Source organism: Campylobacter concisus (assembly GCF_002092845.1).
GTDB classification, from domain to species: Bacteria; Campylobacterota; Campylobacteria; order Campylobacterales; family Campylobacteraceae; genus Campylobacter_A; species Campylobacter_A concisus_AQ.
In genome coordinates, this window is sequence record NZ_LVXF01000012.1 from 151,801 (window position 1) to 172,355 (window position 20,555).

The following is a 20,555-nucleotide window of genomic DNA, read 5'->3' on the forward strand; positions in this document are numbered from 1 at the left end:
TCTCTCCTAATTTACTCTTTTTGGCTCTTCTATGACCTCAACATCGATGATCTCGCCATCATCTTTTTTAGCACTCTGCTCGCTAAAATTTTGAAATTTAAACTCCTGATAGCTCTCATTTTTCGCTATATTTTTCTTAAATATCAAAGAAAAAACGACTACAGCTATGCCAAAAATATCTGTTAAAATTCCTGGCAAAAATAAAAGCATTCCGCCAAAACTAAGCCCTAACTGGCTAAATAAATTTCCGCCAAGAAAGCTTTTAAGCGCCACTTGAGGCGAATTTAAGCTAGAAAATCCAGCATTTAAAAGAAGTGCGATACCTATAAATCCAGAGACCAACACCTCAAGAAAGTAGTTTAAAAAGCCAAATTTATCAACAAAAAGATAGATAAATATCGCTTCTATCAAAAAAAATAAAAATGCGAAAAATCTCATAAGCTTTCTTTTATCTTTTTAAAGGCTTCATTTGCGTCGATCGTTTCTTTGCTTAAACCATCTCTTGTTATAAACTCAACCTTGCCATTTGCAAATTCTTTACCTACAAGTAACGCAAAAGGGAAGCCGATGAGTTCAAAATCATTCATCTTAACGCCAAATCTCTCGTTTCTATCGTCGATAATGACGCTAACGCCAGCTTTTTTAAGATTCTCATAAAGCTCAAATGCAAATTTCACGCCAGCTTCATCTTTTAAATTTGAAATTATAATCTCCACGTCAAACGGTGCGCACTCTTTTTTCCAAATGCAGCCCTTCTCATCGTGGCTAGCCTCTATCATCACAGCGATCAGCCTACTAATGCCAATGCCGTAGCAGCCCATCAAAAATAGCTTAGCCTTGCCGTTTTCATCAAGATATGTCGCATTCATCGCAGCTGAATATTTATCGCCTAGCTGAAAGATATGACCGACTTCTATGCCCTTACTAAGTTTTAAATTTCCGCCACACTCTGGGCATTTATCGCCCTCTTTTACCTTTACAAGGTCTTTAAATCTCTCTTCGTTAAATCCGCTAACACTAACGCCAACAAAGTGGTAATCCTTTTCGTTGGCACCACATATCATATTATTTGCGCCTTTTAGCTCGTTGTCTATGTAAAATTTTACATCTTTTAGCCCAACCGGCCCGCAAAATCCAGCCACAAGCCCAGCTTTTATAATCTCTTCTTCGCTAGCATCGACAAGTTCAAGCGCCTTGCAAGCATTTTGTGCCTTTGTCTCTTGAAGCTCGTCATCGCCCCTTACAAAAAAGACTACAATCTCTTCTTTGTCTTCATAAATAGCTTTTTTAATAACAGCTTTTATGCAGTAAAACTCGCTAACTTTGAAAAATTCTGCCACACCTTTTATAGTCTTTATATCTGGCGTTTTAAATTTAGCCGCGTCAGCCTCTGGCGCTTCAGCATCGGTTGTTCTAGCTTTTCTTCTAGCGGCCTCTATATTTGCAGCGTATTTACAAGTCTCACAGCAAAGGATGTCATCTTCGCCATTACTTGCAAGCACCATAAATTCTTTACTGCCACTGCCACCAATAGCTCCACTATCAGCCTCAACAGCTCTAAAATTTAGCCCTAAACGAGTGAAAATTTTACTATAAGTTGCCTCCATAAGGTCAAACTCACGCTTTAGATCCTCTTTGCTAGAGTGAAAGCTATAAGCATCTTTCATTGTAAATTCTCGTCCTCTTAGCAAGCCAAAGCGTGGTCTTGCTTCGTCACGAAATTTAGTATTTATCTGGTATAAATTTAGCGGCAACTGCTTATAGCTAGTCACCTTGCCACGTACCAAAGCAACGGCTGCCTCTTCGTTTGTAGGGCTTATAACAAAATCATTTTCTTTTCTATCTTTAAAGCGCAAAAGCTCCTTGCCAAAGACGTTGTAACGTCCACTTTGCTTCCAAAGCTCACCTGAAGTAACCACGCTAAAGCTCACCTCTAGCGCTCCAGCCTCATCCATCTCCTCTCGCGCGATACGAGAAATTTTCTCATGCATGATCTTTCCAAGCGGTAGATAGTTATAAAGACCAGAGCCTATCTGCTCGACAAATCCACCTCTTATTAAAAATTTATGACTTGGCAAAGATGCGTCTTTTGGCGCTTCTTTGGTCGTTGGTGCATAAAATTTACTAAATTTCATCTATATCTCCCACTTGAAAATTTTGCTCTTCTTTTATATCAAATAAAAATCTAACTCCATTTGAAAGCTCGCTAGACCTCTCCTCGTCCGCAAGACTTTTTAGCTTCATCGTTGGCTGGTGCAAAAATGCTTTAAAAACTTGATGAATGAGCTTTTGTGCCTCCTCATAATCACTATGCTTTAAATATCCTTTTTTTATCGCTTTTTCTAGCTCATTTTTAGCGCAAATTTCAGCTTGTTTGCGGATCGATTTTATGAGTGGAACGCTCATATCTTCTTTTAAAATTTTTAAAAATTCGCTTGTGCCTTGACCTACGATCGAATAAGCCTTTTGTGCTTGTTCCTCTCTTAGGGCTAAATTTTTCCTTACTATCTCCTCTAAACTATCGACCGTATAGACGCTAATAAATTCTGTATTTATAAGGTCAATATCCCTTGGCACGGCAATATCAAAAAAGTATCTGTGAAATTCTCTTGGTTCGATTATGGCGTTTGTGATGATAGCGTGCGGGGCCGCGGTGCTTGAAAATATCAGATCGTAATTATTTACATACTCTTTTAATTTCAAAATACTATCCCAGCTAGCGTTATCACCCAGGCTATCAACTAGCTGCTCAACGCGCTCCGAGCTTCTGTTTATGATGATCACCTCTGCGCCACTTGAGATTAGGTGCTTTGCTGCTAGCTCGCCCATTTCGCCAGCTCCTACGACGATAGCGGTTTTGCCTTCAAGCGTGCCAAAAATTTCTTTTGCTTTTGCCACAGCAACGCTTGAAACAGAGATAGGGTTTTTAGAAATTTGAGTTTCATTTCTAACTTTAGCAGCACATTTACATGCATAGTGGATGATTTTACTGATTTGTTCGCCGCAAGCTGAGCTATCGTAAGCAAATTTAAAAGCATTTTTTAGCTGGCCAACGATCTGCGTTTCGCCGACGACTAGGCTATCAAGCGAGCTTGCCACGGCAAAGAGGTGGTGCACGGCTCCGCTATCTTCATAGATGTCAGCCCTCTCATAAAGCTCATCTTCAAAAACACCTGAAAATACAGACATGCATCTAAACGCATGCGTCGTTGCACTTTCTAGATCACTAACGCTTGCAATTATCTCGACTCGGTTGCATGTATTTAAAACCATGCATTCGTTTATACTTTTGTTTGATCTTAGTAGTTTTAAAATTTGCTCTTTTTTCTCATCGCTATCAAATGCAAGCTTTTCTCTAACTGAAATATCAGTATTTTTATATGTAAAACTTATATCTAAATAGTGCATTAAAATTCCCTATCTATCATGCTTTTTATGATCCCCTCAAGCTCGGCATTTTTATACTCTTTTATCGATTCTATCGCTTCAGTCCCAAGCCTTTTTGCCTCGCTTACAGCCTTGCTCAGTGAGCTAGTTTTATCAAAATTTTCTTTTAGCCATGAAATTTCGTCCGCGTTTAACTTCTTTGCCCAAAGCGATCTAAGCTTTGTTTTACCAGCCTCGTCCAGGCTCTTATAAAGATATATGTAAGGAAGCGTTGTTTTGCCTTCGACAAAGTCATTTAGTGCTGGCTTACCAAGCGTTTTCTCATCTTGAGTTATGTCTAATATATCATCAACGATCTGAAATGCAAGGCCTAAATTTTTGCCATAAATTCCAAATTTCTCACTATCTTTGCCAGCTAGCTTCGCCCCACAAATAGCCGTGGCTTCTATCAAAACAGCTGTTTTATAGTAGATCATTTTTAAGTATTCTTGCTCGTTTTCATTAAAATTTTCAGCCATTTTCACATCCATCATCTCGCCTATGCTTAGCTTGCTAACTGCGTCTGATATGATGGCCGAGATGCTTGGATTAAATTTAGTAAGCTCAAAATAAGCCTTTGAATAGAGGATGTCGCCTAGCATGACTGAGTTTTTACTGCCAAAAAGTGCGTTAATGCTTGGATTGCCGCGTCTTATATTTGCCTCGTCTATGACGTCGTCGTGCAGTAAGCTTGCAAGGTGGATAAGCTCGATGATAGCGCAAAGCTTAAGCGAAATTTCGCTCTCTCCTGCGATCTTTAAAAGAAGTTTTGAGCGCAGCTTCTTGCCTGAGCTTATCTTTAAAAACATCTCAAACGCCTCTTTGTAGCCAAGCTCGCTTATAAATTTACCCATTATTTCATCGATTTTATCCATTTTTATCCTTCTATTTAGCCTCATCTGGATCTCTAAAACCCACATCCACGCGCTTGCTCTCATCTAGCAGAGCCACCCTAAAATGCGCCTTTTTATCCTTAAAATCAATAAATGATATATAAAGGCTTACGCTCTCATTTGGTGGCATCGTAAAATCAGGCAAAACTCGCTGCATGTAGGTATTTTGTCCTTGCCTTAGCGAAAAGACCATCTGCCTTGGATAGCGCCTAAAAAAGCTTTGCACAGTGATATTTGTACTATCAAATAGCGTCCAACGAAAGTCAAACGTTTCAACCCTTTGGGTTCGCTTTTCAGTTATAAAAACCCTAGCCCACTCATCTTTTTTAAGCTCAAATGTATGCACTGAGCTTGGGTCAAAATTTGGCTCTTTTGCAAAGACAAGAGCGACCAGCAAAGCAATGAGTGCAAAAATCTTACTCATTTTGGCTTAAAATTTCTCCGCTAAGCTCGATATATAGGTCATTTACTCCGTTATAAACTTTATCTTGCTCTGAGACTATAAAATTTCTGATCTCGTCCTCGCTAACGCCATACTTTTCGCAAAGCTCGCTCATAGCCACAAATTTTTCAAAAATTTTATCTATCTCGTTTTTAACCAAAACGGCATTTGCGTTAAACAAAATGTCATAAAATTTATCCCTCGCACTGCCCTCAAATATATCTATCATCGCTGTTTCTTTGAAAATTTCTTAAGATTATAGCCAATTAAAACTAAGTTAAAAATTTAATATTATCTCCCACGCCTCGCTGACATTTTTGGCATTATACGTAGCAGTTTTGCTCTCCTCGCCAAATCCCCAGCAAACTTGCACATAAGGCATATTTGCATTTTTGGCGGCTAGCTCGTCTTTTAGGCTATCTCCTATAAAGATCGCCTTGTTAGCTTTAGTTTTACTAACAGCTAAGTAAAGCATCGCAGGATCAGGCTTTTGCGGTATCTCCTTACTAGCGCCTATGACCTCGTTAAATAGCTCGTAAATTTCATTTTTCTTTAAAATTTTCTCTAGCGTATCGTGCGGTGCGTTGCTTGCCAAAACGACCTTATAGTGAGCATCTCTGCACTTTTGCAAAAGCTCTTTTATACCCTCATAGGTAGTCGCGCACTCATCGTAGAATTTCTTAAATTTCTCTTCAAAGCCCTCTTTTAAGCTCCTACTTGGCGTGTCGATGCCGTAAAATTCAAGGGGCAAATTTCTACCTGGCTCATTGATCGCTTTTATGATAAATTCTTTTTCAAGTGGCGGCAAATTTAGCTCATCTCTTACTTCATTCACCGTTTTATATATCGCCTCGCCGCTATCAATTACAGTGCCATCCATATCGAAAATAACTGCTTTCAATCCTCATCCTTAAATTTATTTTTATGTTTTTCTTTTTTATATGTCTTTTGATTTTTGAGCTTATCAAGCAGGTTTGCCGCCTTTAAAAGCTCATCTTTTGGGGCGTTTTTGATAAGCAAATTTATAAAATTTTCTAGCGCTTTTGAGTATGGCTGGTCAAGATAAACAGCTTCTATTTTTTCGATGACTTTCGCGTTTTTCTCCACTCTTTGGCGAAATTCAGTCTCGTCAAAGTCATCTCTTTTTAGCACATTTATAGCTGATTTTGCAAATTTTTCTAGCGCACGAAGATATTTTACACGTTTAAATTTGTCCGTGACTTGGTTCAAATTTTTCCTTTTTTTGGCAAATTATATCAAAATTTGATTTTATCCCCTAAATTTTGGCTTTGCTAATGTATAATTTACGCCAAAATTACCTTAAAAGGAGCAAAAATGAGGCAAGAAACCGCTGCGATCCACGTAGGCTACGATACAAACGAGGGCTTTGGCACGATGGCTGTGCCTATTTTTCAAAGCACAGCTTATGACTTTGGAAGTGCCGAGACAGCCGCTGCCAGGTTCGATCTAAAGGATGGCGGCCACATCTACACAAGACTTGGCAATCCAACGACAGATATCTTTGAAAAAAGGGTCGCTGCGCTTGAGGGCGGAGCCGCTGCGATAGCGACTGCAAGCGGTCAGTCAGCTTTGTTTTACAGCATCATAAATTTAGCCCAAGCAGGTGATAATATCATCATCGCCAAAAAAATTTATGGCGGCACGACAGTACTTTTTACGCACACACTAAAAAGATTTGGCATAGAGGCCAGAGTCTTTGACAGCGACACGGCTGATGATCTGGAGGACTTGATAGATGATAAAACGAGGGCTATATTTTTTGAAACGCTCTCAAATCCGCAAATTTCTATCCCAAATATCGAAAAAATCGTAGAAATCGCAAACAAATATGGCATCATCAGCATCACCGATAACACCGTGCCAACGCCTATCATCTTTCAGCCACTTCGCCACGGTGTCGATGTTTGCGTGCATAGTGCTAGCAAATATATGAGCGGTCAGGGTCTTAGCCTAGCAGGTGTTGTTGTAAGCGCAAATCACCTAAACGAAAAGCTAAAAGGCAACAAGAGATATGAGCACTTTAACGTCCCAGATGCGAGCTATCACGACATCGTCTATGCTGATATGACGGATCGTTTTGATATCTACACGCTAAGAATGAGGCTTGCCATCGTGCGCGACATCGGTGCTGTGATCTCTCCGTTTAACTCTTGGCAGCTCATACAAGGGCTTGAAACGCTTGCTGTTAGGGTTGAGAGACACTCGCAAAACGCGCTAAAAGTGGCTAAATTTTTAAACTCTCACAAACATATAAAAAGTGTGGCTTATCCTGGGCTTGCCGACAACGTAGATCACGCAAAAGCGCAAAAATACTTTAAAGACGGCATGGCAAATGGGCTATTTTGCTTTGAAACCGATAGCTTCGAGCGTGCAAAAAAGATGCTAGAGTGCGTAAAACTCTTTAAGATCGTGGTAAATATCGGCGACACAAAGTCGCTCATCACACACCCAGCCTCAACCACCCACCAACAGCTAAGCAGTGAAGAGCTAATCAAAGCTGGCATCACAAAAGAGCTGATAAGAGTTAGCATAGGCCTTGAAAACGCCGAGGATCTGATCGCTGATCTTGCTCAAGCCCTAGAATAAAGAAATTTCTAGCTCATTTTTGGGCTAGAAATTTAAATTTCACTCAAGCTTGCCACATATCCTCTCGCACTCTTTTGCTTGCCTTATAAATTTTATAACAAAAAAGATGACAAGTAGCGGCACGCTTATATACCAAAAGGCAAAAAAGGCGAGCAGAAAAAACATAAATAAGAGTGTTGCAAAATATACTAAGGCTGCAAGGATGATACTATCAAGCATTTTGCCTCCCATTTTGCTAGTGTTTTAGTGATTTTATAAAAAGCAAAAATAAAATGAGACTGAACGGATTTGTTTTGGCCTTAAAATTTGAGCTAAGCTGCAAGCGAAGCCAAATTTTAGTAGGTAATTTTACATATATGAAGCTCAGGCAAATTTTAAAATTTCATGAACGAGTAATTTCGGCTCTGATTTTAGTGGCAAGCTTTGCGAGGCCTAAAATCAGTAGTCAATTCTTGCGAGTAAATGAAAGTTTTAAAATTTGCTTTGAGGTGTAAATTTATCAAAAGGGAGACAAGGGGGGGCTTGAATTACGGTCTGCTTGCAGTTGCGAGCTAACGAAGCAAGCCGTCCCCTTATCCCCCTTTTTAAATCCTCTGTCTGCTTACAGTTACGAGACGAAGTCGAAGTAAAGTACGACAACGTTAGAAGTGCATGCTTCAGTGCTTCGCACTGCATGCAGTTTTATTTTTAAAAATTTATCGTGCGTTATAAATTTATAAAATCAAAATTCAGCATCAAACGATGACAAAACTTAAATTTAATACGTTAAATACTTAATAGTATCTTGATAAAGCGCTTGATTTTCGCATTGTATCAGTAGCAAGTCATTTTCTTCAAATATTGTTGAGCCAGTCGGCTTTTGATACTCGTTTTTACGCTTTATTAGGATTATTAAAAACTCAGTTGGAAGTTCAAGCTGAGCCAAATCTTTGCCAATTAGTTTTGAGCCATAGTGGATGGTATGCTGGTGAAGCGTGTAGCTTAAGATCGGCGAGTTTTCTACTGCCTTAACATCCTCTTGTTCGCTCTCTTTGACCTTAAATTTATCAGCTGCAAAGCCAAGCGACATGCCCTGTATCAAAATCGAAATCAAAACCATAAAAAATATAATGTTAAAAATCATATCCGCATCACGTACGCCATCGACATAAACATAGGTAGCTAGCACAACTGGCACAACACCTCTTAGTCCAACCCAAGAGATAAAAATTTGCTCATTTATCTTAAATTTTGAAAATGCAAGCGATGCAAAAACACCAAGTGGTCTTGCAAAAAACATAAGCCACAAGGCCAAAACAAGCGCTAACAGCGCAGTTGCAGGAAGTTGTGATGGATTTACCAAAAGGCCAAGTGTTAAAAAGACCACTATCTGCATCGTCCAAGCGATACCGTCGTGAAAACCGACTAAATTTTTCTTGTGAGAAAACTCTTTTTTGTTTATAAAAATTCCAGCTATATAGACAGCCAAATAGCCATTGCCACCGATTTTAAAGCAAAGCGTATATAAAAGCAATATCCAAGCGATAGAAAAAACTGGATAAAGGCCCCAGCTTTTTAGGCGAAGTCTATTAAAGATGGCTGGCAAAGCAACGCCAAATAAATAGCCCATAGCGATACCTATGCCAAACTGCTTAACTAGTGTAATAGCCCACTCAGATACTGTCGGCGTGGTATTTAGTGAGATCATTTGAACGATCGTCATAGTTAGAAATATCGCCATTGGATCGTTTGAGCCAGATTCAAGTTCAAGCAATGGTGCAATACTATTTTTAAGTGAAATTTTCTTAGCTCTTAGTATGGCAAATACCGCTGCTGCATCTGTTGAAGAGATGATGGAGCCTAGCAAAAAGGCCTCCGCCCAAGTAAAATCAAGCAGATATTTTGCCACTGGTGCGATAGCTAGCGCGGTTAAGAAAACACCAAGTGTAGCAAGCGCTAAACCCCTACCAAAAATAGGCTTAATCGCTGCAAAATCGGTATCTAGCCCGCCAGCATAAAGTATAAAAATAAGTGCTAGCATGCCGACATTTTGAGCGATTACTTGATCATCAAAATTTACGCCAAGCAGCCCGTCTGAGCCAGCCAGCATACCAACACCTAAAAATATTATTAAAGACGGAATTCCAAATTTATCAGAGATCTTACTTAAAAGAATGCTAGTTATAAGCAAAACTGCAAAAAATAGTAGTAAATTCTCCAAATAAACTCCACAAAATTATATTAAATCATGCTTTCAAAAGCTTCAAATTTTTCTTGATTTGAAAGCATTTCAAGCAATACACCATAATTGTCTTTTATCTCATCTTGAAGCTTAGTAGTGAGCTCTTTAGCGTTTCTTCCGTCTTTTGGATAGCTTACTATCAAATCAATTGGTTCAGCGTTTAAAAACTCCTGAATACCCGATAATAGTTCGCTAGCTCCTCTTTCATTTGTTCCATGAAGCACGACCACATAATGTTCATTCTCTCTTATAACAACGTCAGTTTGTCTTAAAAATTTTTCAAAGAGTTCACTATACTCTTTAGTGCTTGGCAAAGAAAAGTATATTAAAGATAAATTTTTTGCATAATCTTTTACATTTTTATAACGATTTATAAAAGCTATTTCAAGATCTATTATTGATAAGATATCATCTGGTGAGAAAATTTTTGCTGCCATTTTTAGTCCTCTTTTGTTTATTATGTTTTATTTAAGTCACTATTATATCTTGTAAATTTTCAAAAACAAAGACATTCATTCCGTTTTTATATTCGTATCTAAATTTGAGTCCATGAGCATCAAGTATATTGCTAACTATATATAAACCTAGGCCAAAACTCTTTTGCGTATCCTCTCCTTTGATAAATGGCTGGATATAAAAGTCAAGATCATTTTTTAGCTTCTCGCCTTGAGTTATAAATTTCATATGATCCCTGCTAACAACGATATTTACGTGCTTATCAGTTGAGTATTTTATGCCGTTATCTATCATATTTTTTATAGCGACTGAAAATAGCTTGAAATCAACAAGCACTCTAACCTCATCAAGCTCGCTGACACCAACACACTCTTTTTCGACCATCGCTATATCGATAGCCTCATCGATGAGATCCCTCATAAAACATGGCGTTTTATTGCTAAGTCCTATTTTTGATGTTATTTGTTCGATCGCTGCAAGTTCGTTTATCAAATTTTCAAGCTTGTGAAAGACCGAGATTAGCCTTTCTTGATTTTTACTTTTTTCTATCATTTGAGCGGCGATTAGCCCTTTTGTGATAGGAGTTTTTAGCTCGTGCATTATGTTTCTTAAAAAAAGATGCCTTGAGTCATTAAGCGCCTTGATCTGACAAACCGCCTCATAAAATGCCTCTGAAACTTCAGAAATTTCATCCTTGCCGTTGCCAACATTTTGCACACCATCAAGCTCACCATTTGCAAATTTTACGATCTGGCGCTTTAGCTTTCTAAGCGGCTTTATCTTATATATGACAAAAATGTAAGCACCTAGCAAAATGACCGCAACCACCAAAAAAACAGCCTTTATCACCTCGTATCTGTAAGGCTGAAATTCCTTATCCATTAAAAGCTTTAGCTCGTCTAAATGCTCGATCCTTAAGTAGTGGTGCTTGTCATAAAGCAAAATAGCACTTGAGCCCAGATCACTTGAAATTTCTTCTAAAACGGTCGCTTGTTTTAAAATTTCATCCTTTTTCTTCTCGTCTTTGATCTCTGGCATATCGATATTTGAAAGCTGGCGGTCGTACTGAGTTTTATTTATGATGCCACCCATGTAAAATAAATTTGTCCTAGCAACGTTTGAGTATTTGTTATTTAGCTCTCTTGTATAGTTTTGCTTATCAAAGCCCATGAGCCACAAAAAGGCTAGAAATATCGAAACAAGCGCAAGGGCAAAGATAAAAGTTATGGTTATAAAAATAGACGATCTTGGCATCAAAGAACCAATTTATAGCCAATACCGCGGATCGCGTAGATGTATTTTGGCTCTTTTGGATTTTCATTTAGTTTTTGGCGAATCCTGCCGATGATGACGTCAATACTTTTGTTTGAGCTATCTTCATTTATGCTCTCACAATTGTAGATGAGTTCCTCTCTAGTAACCGCTCCGCCCTCTTTTAAAAGTAGATATTTTAAGATGTCGTATTCTGCGGCAGTTAAATTTAAGACACTGCCTTTAAATAAAATTTCATGTTCAAATTCTTTTAAAACTAGGTCTTTATTTAAATTTCTCGCCTCACTTGCCGGGGTGATACTCTGCCTTCTTAGATGACTTTTGATACGAGCCAAAAGCTCTTGTGGGTCATATGGCTTTGGCAAATAATCATCTGCTCCGTTATCAAGAGCATTTACCTTATCTGTTATATCATGTCTTGCACTTGATATGATAATAGGAATATTGTGATTTTTCCTGATCTCTTTACAAACTTCTAATCCGTCCATACCAGGCAATGTAAGATCTAGTATAACTAGGTCAAATTTACTTGTATTTAGCGTAGATAGTCCGATATATGGCTCTTCGGCAGTCACTACTTCAATATCATAGTTTTCTAGATATTCGGTTAAAATTTCAGCAAGCTCCATATCATCTTCTATCATTAAAATTCTAGTCATGATCTTTCCTGTTGTAAATTTATTTTTAAGGATTATAGCAGATTAAGATTTTAAAAATTTAAAAGGGTTAAGAGCTGAAATTTCAGCTCTTAGATGATTATTTTATAACAAGGCCTTGTATGATACCGCCGCGATTTATCCACACCAGCGTCTTTTTACCTTTTGTATTTTTGATTGTATTTGCAAATGTTTGAAGATCTTTTATGCTCTCTTCACCAACTTGCACGATCACATCGCCTCTTTCAAAGCCAAAGTCTTCAGCTTTTGAGCCAGATTTTACATCAGTTACTAGCACGCCTTGAGTATCTGGGCTAATTTTGTATTTATATCTTATCTCATCGCTTAGATTACTAACGCTAAGTCCTTCGATGATAATGCTTTTTGCTATGTCTTTTGAATTGTGATCAGCGTTTGCAAGCTTGATTTTTGCATTCATTATTTTATTTGATCGCTCGTAAGTTATATCAACGCTGCTATTTGGAGTTAGTGAGCCGATGAAATTTTTAAGATCATTTGCGTTTTTTATAGCTTTATCGTTAGCTGATATAACCAAATCGCCTCTTTTTAGTCCAGCTTCATCCGCTGGCATGCCTTGCTCTACGCCACTTATTAAAGCACCCTCTTTATTTGTGTAAAGCTCTTTTTGCTCATCAGTTAAATTTGCAATCGTAACGCCGATAAAGCCACGCTCGATCTTGCCGTCAGTTATCAGCTTTTTAGCGATATCTTTTACCATATTTGATGGGATCGCAAAGCCAATGCCGTTATTGCCACCACTTTTTGAAAGTATGGCTGAGTTTATTCCGACTAAATATCCTCTGCTATCAACTAAAGCGCCGCCTGAATTTCCTGGGTTTATCGAAGCATCTGTTTGGATGAAATTTTCATATTGATTAAGGCCGATATTATCTTTATTTAGACCTGATACGATACCTTGAGTGATACTTTCACCAACGCCAAATGGATTGCCTATTGCAAATACGACATCTGCGTCAAGTAGTTTTGACGAGTCTGCAAAAGTGACAGCATTTAGTCCGTTTGCTTCTATCTTTACGACGGCTAGGTCAGTTTTTGGGTCGCTGCCTATTAATTTGGCTTTAAATTCTTTGCCACCATTTGCAAGAGTTACGACTATTTGATCGCTATCTTCTATAACGTGGTTATTTGTAACGATGTAGCCATCATTTGAGATAATAACGCCAGAGCCAAGCGAAGTAGTTTTTTCTTTTTCTTTTGGTTTTGCAAAGTTAAATCCAAAAAATTCATTGAAGAAAGGGTCGTTAAACATCTGCTCAATGCCAGCGTTATTTACCGTTTTTGTAGTTGAAATATTTACAACTGAAAGCTTTGCCTGAGCGATCGAGTCATAATAAGAAAGTACGCTATTTTTATCGCTAAGTGGCGAGACTCTCGTGATATTAGAGTTAGCTTCATTAAATTTAATATCAGCCCCCACTAAAAAAGAAGCTGCTACTAATGAAATTAGCACAATCTTTTTCATTTTTTTCCTTTAATCTAAAAATTTTTGCAAATTATAAATATAGTGAAAAAATAAAATCTTAACACTTTTTCTTGTTATTAAACAAAAATAAACTTGACTTGCATAGACTAAAGCTTTGTGATATAATCCGTATCAAAAAAATATAAGGAGAATATATGAGTGAAAGCTTGTATGAGACTTTAGGGGTTTCAAAGGGTGCCTCAAGCGACGAGATAAAAAAAGCTTATAGAAAACTTGCCAGAAAATATCACCCAGACATCAACAAAGACCCCGGAGCAGAAGATAAATTTAAAGAGATAAACGCTGCTTATGAAATTTTAAGCGACGATAAAAAACGAGCTCAATACGATCAGTACGGCGATACTATGTTTGGCGGTCAAAATTTCCACGACTTTGCTAGTAGCTCAGCCGATATGGGCGATCTAAATGAAATTTTAAAGAATATCTTCTCAGGTGGCTTTGGCGGCGGTGGAGCTAAATTTAGCAGCGGATTTGGTAGTAATTTTGGAGGCTTTGACGGATTTAGTAGTGGTGGATTTGGCTTTGGCGGAGCTGATCTAGACGTAAATGCAAAAATTTCTATACCATTTGACGTAGCTGTAACTGGTGGCGAACATAAGATAAATTTTAATGGCGAAAGCATTAAGATAAAAATTCCAAGTGGTATAGAAGGCGGCGAAAAGCTTCGTGTAAAAGGCAAAGGCAAGAGTGCTGGTGGTCAAAAAGGCGATCTTATACTTGCCATTAGCGTTGAGCCAAGCGACGAATATGAAAGAGTCGGAGACGATCTTTATAAAGATATAGAAATTCCACTAAAAACTATGCTTTTTGGCGGAAAAGTCGATGTACATACTTACAAAAAAGATGTCACGATTAAGATCGCTGAGAACTCAAAAACAGGCACAAAGATCCGTTTAAAAGGGTATGGTGTGCAAAATAGAAAGAGCGGAATTTATGGCGATCTTTACTTAAAAGCCAGGGTAAAACTTCCAAATATCAGTGAGCTTGATGAAGGCTTAGTAAAAGAGTTAAAAGAGAAATTACCGGAGTAAAAAATGCAAAATTATGAAGAACCACTTTTTTTAATAAGCGTTGTTGCAAAGGTTTTGAGCATACATCCACAAACTTTAAGACAATATGAAAGAGAAGGGCTTATCGAGCCATCAAGAACAGATGGCAAGATGAGGCTCTACTCACAAAAAGATGTTGATCGAGTAAAAACTATACTAAATTTAACCCGTGAACTAGGTGTAAATTTAGCCGGCGTTGATGTGATACTTCAGTTGAAAGAAAAAATTGACGATTTAGAATCAACTATTGATGAGCTAAATAAAAAATTGCACGAAGCTACCAGTCAAACTAGCACCAAAAGATCGCTCGTAAAAAGAAAAAGTAGCTTTGATCTTGTATTTTACGAAGGCAAAAAATAATTTATGGAACAAATTTTAGAAGGTTTCTTGCTTGTAGCAGCGATCTCAGTCGCATTAAATGTCATTTTTAAAAAATTTCAGATACCAACCATTATCGGCTACATCGTAACAGGTACGCTTATATCAGAATTTTTCAACCTAAAAAGCAATGATGAAATTTCTCATATCGCGGAATTTGGTATCGCGTTTTTGATGTTTACCATTGGGCTTGAGTTTAGCTTTAAGCACTTAATGGGCATGAAAAAAGAGGTCTTTTTAAACGGCGGCTTACAGGTTTGTTTAAGTGGCTTTATAATGGGCGTTATGCTTTATTATGCCCTTCACTTAAAAGACGAAACGGCACTTATTGCAGGTCTTGCGCTTGCACTCTCATCAACTGCGATCGTGCTAAAGACGCTAAACGATAGTGGCGATGTGAGTAAAATTTACGGTAGAAAAGCACTTGGAATTTTGCTATTTCAAGATATTGCCGTCATTCCTATTTTACTTATGATAGATATGTTTAGCTCGCAAGATGCTTCAATAAATGAACTTTTGTTAAAGACATTTACGAGTGCGATTATTCTTATCGTTGTGCTATTTTTACTTGGTAAATATGTCATCAACTGGATATTTTATAAAGTTATTCAAACAAATTCGCAAGAGGTTTTTATAGCTACGATTTTATTTATGGTCGTTGGCTCTAGCACTTTGGCTCACTTCTTTGGCTTCTCATACTCTTTGGGCGCATTTTTGGCCGGTATGATGATGGCTGAGACGCAATATAAACACCAAATCGAAGTTGATCTCATACCTTTTAGAGATTTACTTCTTGGGCTATTTTTCATAACCGTTGGTATGCAGATAAATTTTGCTGTCGTTATCTCAAACATCTGGCTTGTTCTTGGCCTAGTATTTAGTGTCATGGTGATAAAAGCGATTGTTGTTTTTGCTATCTTAAATATCTATTTAAAGCGAAGAGTTGCTGCAAAAACCGCACTTAGTGTTTGTCAAATAGGCGAATTTGCACTAGCTGTTTTTGGACTAATGACTACTAGAAATTTACTTGATATACAAACTGCTCAAATTTTTATCGCAGCATCAGTTGTGTCGATGTTTGCTACGCCTTTTATACTTAAAAAACTAGACGCAATAGCAGACCTTATAGAACGTGAGATCGTTGTTGAACCAAATGAAACTCTAAAGCCACAAAAAATAAAAAATCACATCGTGGTTTTTGGCTATGAGAGGCTTGGTCAAGAGGTCGTTTTGAGACTAAAAGAGACAAAGCTTTTATATCTTGTGCTTGATAATGATATTAGTCTAGTTGAGCTTGGTAGGAGCCGCGGAGAAAATGTATTTCTAGGTAACGTTCTTCAAAGTCACACACTTGAAAATGCCTGCCTAAGCGATGCAGCTGCTGTTATTATAACTGTTAACAATGAGCAAAGAGTGGAGCTAATCGCACAAAAGATAAAAGACTATGGCGTAAATACCCAAACTATAATAAAAATAAATGGCGAGGGTAATAAAGATATTTTTGGTGAGCTAGGTAAAAATTTTCACCTAATAAACGAAGAGCGCGTCATGGCAAAAACACTCGTGCACGAGGCTCTTCAATGTAAAATCGATCATGATATAAGAGCGTAAAATTATAAATTTATTCTAGAATTTTACGAGTTTATGCCAGTTTTAAAATAATCTTTTAAAAATAAATTTTACAAGCAATGAGCAAGCCTAAGCCTTTAGGCTCTACTCATTTCTTAAAGTTTGAAGGACATTTACTTCTGTGGCTTTTTTAGCTGGATAATAAGACGAGATAGCCACAATAAATATAGCTCCAACTATTATAAGCACAAAGTCAATCAAAGAAAGTTCTAATGGAAGTTTGCTTGAGCCATAAACGTCAGCCGGCAAGTCTATAATGTTGAAATTTCCAAGCAAAAATAGCCCTAAAAAGCCAAGTATCAAGCCAAATATAATACCACCGCCCCCGATTACTAGCCCTTGATAGAAAAAGCTTCTTTTTATCTCACTTTTACTAGCCCCAAGTGCAAGAAGCAAGGCGATCTCCTGCCTGCGGTTCATCACTGTCATTAGTAGCGAGCTTATGATATTTAGCGACGCCACAAGGATAATAAGCATCAAAACGATAAAAAGCGCCCTTTTTTCAAGTGCGAGCGCTGAGAAAAAGTTGCCATTTTGCTCCCACCAGCCAATAGCTACCGTGCCAGCTGGAAGTCCCTCACGCACTCTTTTTATATCATCAAATGGCTTACTTGAAAAAATATGAATACCATCATACACACCGTTTGGGTAGTCCAAAATTTTCCTCAAAGCATCAACTGAAACATATGAAAATGCCTTGTCATAGGCGATTAGCCCAGATGTAAATGAGCCACCGATGTCAAATCGCTTCATCTTTGGCGTTAGCGAAAAGCCAGCTGGATCGGCCTTTGTAAAGATAAGCGTCAATTTCTCATCGTTTCTTAGTCTAAACTCACTCGTTATGCCACTTCCCACAAGTATCTCAAAACCATCTAGCTCTTTGTCTTTTAAAGCTTCATTTACGACTGAGTTTATCTGTTTTTCATCTTTAAAATTTACGCCATAAACCAGTCCGCCCTCAAGTGCATTTGCTGAGCGGTAAATGACCTGTGTGCTTATAAATGGACTAAATTTAAGATCACTAAATCTAGCCTTTAGCTCATCAACAAAGTCATCATCAATAGAGCCTTTAAAGGCGCTTTGAATGGTTATTGGATAGTTCATCGTAAAAAGTTTGCGCTCAAATTCTTTATCAAACCCGTTCATAATCGCCATTGCAACGATCAAAACCATAAGTCCGATGCTAACGCCAAGAAAGGCAAGCAAGGCACTTAGGGTGATAAATGGCTGAGTTTTATCAAATCTTAAATATTTAAAAAGTAGATACTTTGGTAAGCTTGTCATCAAATAGCCTTTAAAAGATTAAGGCGCTTTTGGCGCCTTAAAAGTAGAAATTTTAAGCAAATATGCCTTTTTTAGGGCCACTTTTTCCGTGGCAATCTTTATATTTTTTACCGCTTCCACAAGGGCATGGAGCGTTTCTTGGTATCTTTTTTTCTGGTGTGAAATTTTCATCTCCGCCTTGGTTGTTGTAGCTTAAATTTTCATTTTCAGCATTTTGGCTAGCTTCAAGCATCATTCTAGCTTGCTCTTCTTGCTCCTCACGACTCTTAAATCTAACAACCTGAAGCGTCTTAACACTCTCACTTTTTAGCCTGCTAACTAGCTCCATAAAGAGGTTATAGCTCTCTTTTTTGTATTCAACAAGCGGATCTTTTTGATTATACCCTCTAAGGCCGATACCAGTTTTTAGGATATCCATTTGATAGAGGTGCTCTCTCCACGCATTATCAAGCACTTGAAGGTATAAAATTTTCTCTATCTCTTTTCTTTGATCTTCATTTAGCACGCTCATCTTTTCGTTATATCTTACTTCAAAAATTTGTGCAAGCTTATCTATTAGCTCATCATATTCTAGGCCTTTTAGCTCGCTCTCGTCTATCTCTTCGCCACAATCTGCAAGGATGATAGAGCATAAATTTTTAATATCAAAGTCATCTTTCAAGCCACCATGGAAAATTTCAGCCGTGTCAAGTAAATTTGCAGCATACTCTTTTCTATTTTGAGCTATCTTTTCGCTCATATCATAGTTTTTATCAAGTAGCTCGTCGCGGTATTTATAGATAGTCTTTCTTTGCTCATTTGCCACATCGTCATACTCAAGCAAGTGCTTTCTAGCCTCAAAGTGCAAGCTCTCAACTTTCTTTTGGGCATTTTCAACAGCTCTTGTTACCATTCGACTCTCGATGCTCTCGCCCTCATCGATACCAAGCCTATCCATGATCGCTTTTATGCGGTCGCTACCAAAAATTCTTAAAAGATTATCCTCTAAACTTAGATAAAATCTACTCATACCAGGATCGCCCTGACGTCCAGCACGGCCACGAAGCTGATTGTCTATCCTTCTACTCTCATGCCTCTCAGTGCCGATGATATATAAACCGCCTAAATTTCTAACCTCATCATCGATCCTGATATCAACACCACGTCCAGCCATGTTTGTAGCGATAGTCACAGCGCCTTTTACGCCAGCTTGAGCGATGATCTCGGCCTCTTTTTCGTGGTTTTTAGCATTTAAGACAGAGTGTGGGATGCCAGCTTTTTTAAGCATCTCGTGAAGCACCTCACTGCGCTCGATACTTGCAGTTCCAACAAGTACTGGCTGACCTTTTTCATGAGCTTTTTTAACCTCATCAATAACTGCTTTAAATTTCTCATTTTGAGTTTTATAGATAAGATCGTTTTGATCGATTCTTTTAACTGGCAGGTTTGTAGGGATCGAGATAACTTCAAGGTTATAAATTTGGGAAAACTCAGTGGCCTCAGTCTGAGCCGTACCAGTCATACCTGCAAGCTTTTTATACATCCTAAAGTAGTTTTGATATGTTGTATCGGCTAGCGTTTGGCTCTCTTCTTGGATTTTTACGCCCTCTTTTGCTTCAAGTGCTTGGTGAAGCCCCTCACTAAAGCGTCTGCCCTCACTTAGACGTCCAGTAAATTCATCAACAATGACTACCTCGCCATCTTTTACGACATAATGAACGTCTTTTTCAAAGAGGTTGTGAGCTTTTAGAGCTTGATCTAAGTGGTGGCTTAGTATGGCATTTTCAAGGTTATATAAATTTTCAACACCAAATAATTTTTCAGCCTTGCTGATGCCAGCTTCTGTGATCATTATCGTTCTATTTTTTTCATCCACTATAAAATCCCCTGTTGGCTTTGAGCCTGGCACATTTGGATCAGCTGGAGTGCCTCTAGTAAGCTGTTTTGCGACCTGATCGGCTCTTATGTAGCCATCAAGCGTGCGGTTTGTTGGACCAGAGATTATAAGCGGTGTTCTTGCTTCATCTATCAAGATACTATCGACCTCGTCTACGATAACAAAGTTATGGCCTCTTTGCACCTTTTGACCAGCTTCAAATTTCATATTATCTCGAAGATAGTCAAAGCCAAATTCTGAGTTTGTGCCGTATGTTATGTCCGCGTTATACGCAGCTTGTCTTACGTTATCATCGTATCCGCCACTTAGTATCACATCAACGCTTAAGCCTAAAAAGTTATAAAGCTCGCCCATTTGCGTCGCGTCACGCTTTGCAAGGTAGTCGTTTACAGTCACTACGTGCACGCCCCTGCCACTCATCGCATTTAAGATAACTGGCAAAGTCGCCACCAAGGTCTTGCCCTCGCCTGTCTTCATCTCAGCGATCCTACCCTCATTTAGCACCATGCCACCTATTAGCTGTACGTCAAAATGGCGCATCTTAAGCACCCTTTTACTAGTCTCTCTAACGATTGCAAAAACATCATTTAAAATTTCATCTAAAGTGACTTTTTCCTCTACTACTTGGGCTTTTAGCTCATTAAATTTACCCTTAAGCTCATCGTCGCTCATCTTTTCATAAGTTGGCTCGAGTGCATTTATCTGTGCAACGCGTCTTATATACTTTTTGACTTCTCTATCGTTTTTGGTGCCAAAAATCTTTCTAAATACCGATGAAATCATTATTTTACCTTCCTAAATTTTTAAACTTTGGATCTTAGCATAGTTTAACTATTTATTT

General features: G+C 38.2%; 19 protein-coding genes and 2 pseudogenes. 4 read left to right on the forward strand and 17 right to left on the reverse strand.

Annotated features, from left to right (window positions below):
* Window positions 1-6: 6 nt before the first annotated feature.
* The 8 genes from A3854_RS04230 to A3854_RS04265 are packed head-to-tail and all read right to left on the reverse strand — an operon-like array spanning window position 7 to window position 5,991.
* Window positions 7-438, reverse strand: coding sequence for an FxsA family protein (locus A3854_RS04230; protein WP_084041451.1), 432 nt, complete (start codon window positions 436-438; stop codon window positions 7-9).
* Window positions 435-2,135, reverse strand: a complete 1,701-nt coding sequence (locus A3854_RS04235) for a proline--tRNA ligase (RefSeq protein ID WP_084041452.1) — start codon at window positions 2,133-2,135, stop codon at window positions 435-437. The genes A3854_RS04230 and A3854_RS04235 overlap by 4 nt, the downstream gene beginning before the upstream one ends.
* Window positions 2,125-3,408 carry a glutamyl-tRNA reductase gene (gene hemA, locus A3854_RS04240; protein WP_072594950.1) on the reverse strand — a complete coding sequence of 428 codons (1,284 nt, stop codon included), beginning with the start codon at window positions 3,406-3,408 and terminating at the stop codon, window positions 2,125-2,127. The genes A3854_RS04235 and hemA overlap by 11 nt, the downstream gene beginning before the upstream one ends.
* Entirely contained in the window at window positions 3,408-4,301 is an 894-nt protein-coding gene (locus A3854_RS04245; protein WP_084041453.1) for a polyprenyl synthetase family protein, read from the reverse strand. Before A3854_RS04245 ends, hemA begins: the two co-directional genes overlap by 1 nt.
* Before the next feature lie 10 nt (window positions 4,302-4,311).
* Window positions 4,312-4,743 (reverse strand): hypothetical protein, encoded by a 432-nt coding sequence (locus A3854_RS04250; protein ID WP_084041454.1) that lies wholly within the window; start codon window positions 4,741-4,743, stop codon window positions 4,312-4,314.
* Window positions 4,736-4,990 (reverse strand): DUF2018 family protein, encoded by a 255-nt coding sequence (locus A3854_RS04255; protein WP_084041455.1) that lies wholly within the window; start codon window positions 4,988-4,990, stop codon window positions 4,736-4,738. The genes A3854_RS04250 and A3854_RS04255 overlap by 8 nt, the downstream gene beginning before the upstream one ends.
* A gap of 48 nt (window positions 4,991-5,038) precedes the next feature.
* Window positions 5,039-5,662 carry an HAD family hydrolase gene (locus A3854_RS04260; RefSeq protein WP_084041456.1) on the reverse strand — a complete coding sequence of 208 codons (624 nt, stop codon included), beginning with the start codon at window positions 5,660-5,662 and terminating at the stop codon, window positions 5,039-5,041.
* Window positions 5,659-5,991, reverse strand: coding sequence for a hypothetical protein (locus A3854_RS04265; RefSeq protein WP_084041457.1), 333 nt, complete (start codon window positions 5,989-5,991; stop codon window positions 5,659-5,661). The genes A3854_RS04260 and A3854_RS04265 overlap by 4 nt, the downstream gene beginning before the upstream one ends.
* Window positions 5,992-6,096: 105 nt before the next feature.
* Here A3854_RS04265 and A3854_RS04270 point away from each other — a divergent pair, with 105 nt between their 5' ends.
* Window positions 6,097-7,368 (forward strand): O-acetylhomoserine aminocarboxypropyltransferase/cysteine synthase family protein, encoded by a 1,272-nt coding sequence (locus A3854_RS04270; protein WP_084041458.1) that lies wholly within the window; start codon window positions 6,097-6,099, stop codon window positions 7,366-7,368.
* A 39-nt stretch (window positions 7,369-7,407) separates the two neighbouring features.
* On the opposite strand, the gene A3854_RS04275 is transcribed toward A3854_RS04270, so the two are convergent.
* The 6 genes from A3854_RS04275 to A3854_RS04300 form a co-directional block, all read right to left on the reverse strand.
* Window positions 7,408-7,587, reverse strand: a complete 180-nt coding sequence (locus tag A3854_RS04275; protein WP_084041459.1) for a transformation system protein — start codon at window positions 7,585-7,587, stop codon at window positions 7,408-7,410.
* Between the two features lie 538 nt (window positions 7,588-8,125).
* A complete protein-coding gene (locus A3854_RS04280; protein ID WP_084041460.1) occupies window positions 8,126-9,568 on the reverse strand; it encodes a potassium/proton antiporter in 1,443 nt (480 codons plus the stop codon).
* Window positions 9,569-9,588: 20 nt separating this feature from the next.
* Window positions 9,589-10,026, reverse strand: a complete 438-nt coding sequence (locus A3854_RS04285; protein WP_084041461.1) for a pyridoxal-5'-phosphate-dependent protein — start codon at window positions 10,024-10,026, stop codon at window positions 9,589-9,591.
* A 31-nt stretch (window positions 10,027-10,057) separates the two neighbouring features.
* Window positions 10,058-11,299 (reverse strand): ArsS family sensor histidine kinase, encoded by a 1,242-nt coding sequence (locus A3854_RS04290; RefSeq protein WP_084041462.1) that lies wholly within the window; start codon window positions 11,297-11,299, stop codon window positions 10,058-10,060.
* Window positions 11,299-11,976, reverse strand: a complete 678-nt coding sequence (locus A3854_RS04295; protein WP_084041463.1) for a response regulator transcription factor — start codon at window positions 11,974-11,976, stop codon at window positions 11,299-11,301. Before A3854_RS04295 ends, A3854_RS04290 begins: the two co-directional genes overlap by 1 nt.
* Before the next feature lie 97 nt (window positions 11,977-12,073).
* Entirely contained in the window at window positions 12,074-13,477 is a 1,404-nt protein-coding gene (locus tag A3854_RS04300) for a Do family serine endopeptidase (protein ID WP_084041464.1), read from the reverse strand.
* Window positions 13,478-13,632: 155 nt separating this feature from the next.
* Between A3854_RS04300 and A3854_RS04305 the strand changes: the two genes are divergently transcribed.
* The 3 genes from A3854_RS04305 to A3854_RS04315 are packed head-to-tail and all read left to right on the forward strand — an operon-like array spanning window position 13,633 to window position 16,536.
* Window positions 13,633-14,529: a DnaJ family protein gene (locus A3854_RS04305; RefSeq protein WP_054196486.1), complete on the forward strand. Its 897-nt coding sequence runs from the start codon at window positions 13,633-13,635 to the stop codon at window positions 14,527-14,529.
* A 3-nt stretch (window positions 14,530-14,532) separates the two neighbouring features.
* On the forward strand, window positions 14,533-14,907 hold the full coding sequence (locus tag A3854_RS04310; protein WP_084041465.1) for a heat shock protein transcriptional repressor HspR: 375 nt from the start codon (window positions 14,533-14,535) through the stop codon (window positions 14,905-14,907).
* 3 nt (window positions 14,908-14,910) lie between these two features.
* Complete coding sequence (locus A3854_RS04315; RefSeq protein ID WP_084041466.1) at window positions 14,911-16,536, forward strand: cation:proton antiporter; 1,626 nt, start codon at window positions 14,911-14,913, stop codon at window positions 16,534-16,536.
* A gap of 102 nt (window positions 16,537-16,638) precedes the next feature.
* Here A3854_RS04315 and A3854_RS04320 read toward each other — a convergent pair whose 3' ends face one another.
* The 3 genes and pseudogenes from A3854_RS04320 to secA all read right to left on the reverse strand — a co-directional run.
* Complete coding sequence (locus A3854_RS04320) at window positions 16,639-17,838, reverse strand: ABC transporter permease (RefSeq protein ID WP_084041467.1); 1,200 nt, start codon at window positions 17,836-17,838, stop codon at window positions 16,639-16,641.
* Window positions 17,839-17,890: 52 nt separating this feature from the next.
* Window positions 17,891-17,992, reverse strand: a pseudogene (locus A3854_RS09995) (SEC-C metal-binding domain-containing protein); the annotation flags it as partial.
* Window positions 17,993-18,100: 108 nt separating this feature from the next.
* Window positions 18,101-20,497 (reverse strand): annotated as a pseudogene (secA, locus tag A3854_RS04325) (preprotein translocase subunit SecA); the annotation flags it as partial.
* Between the last annotated feature and the right edge of the window lie 58 nt (window positions 20,498-20,555).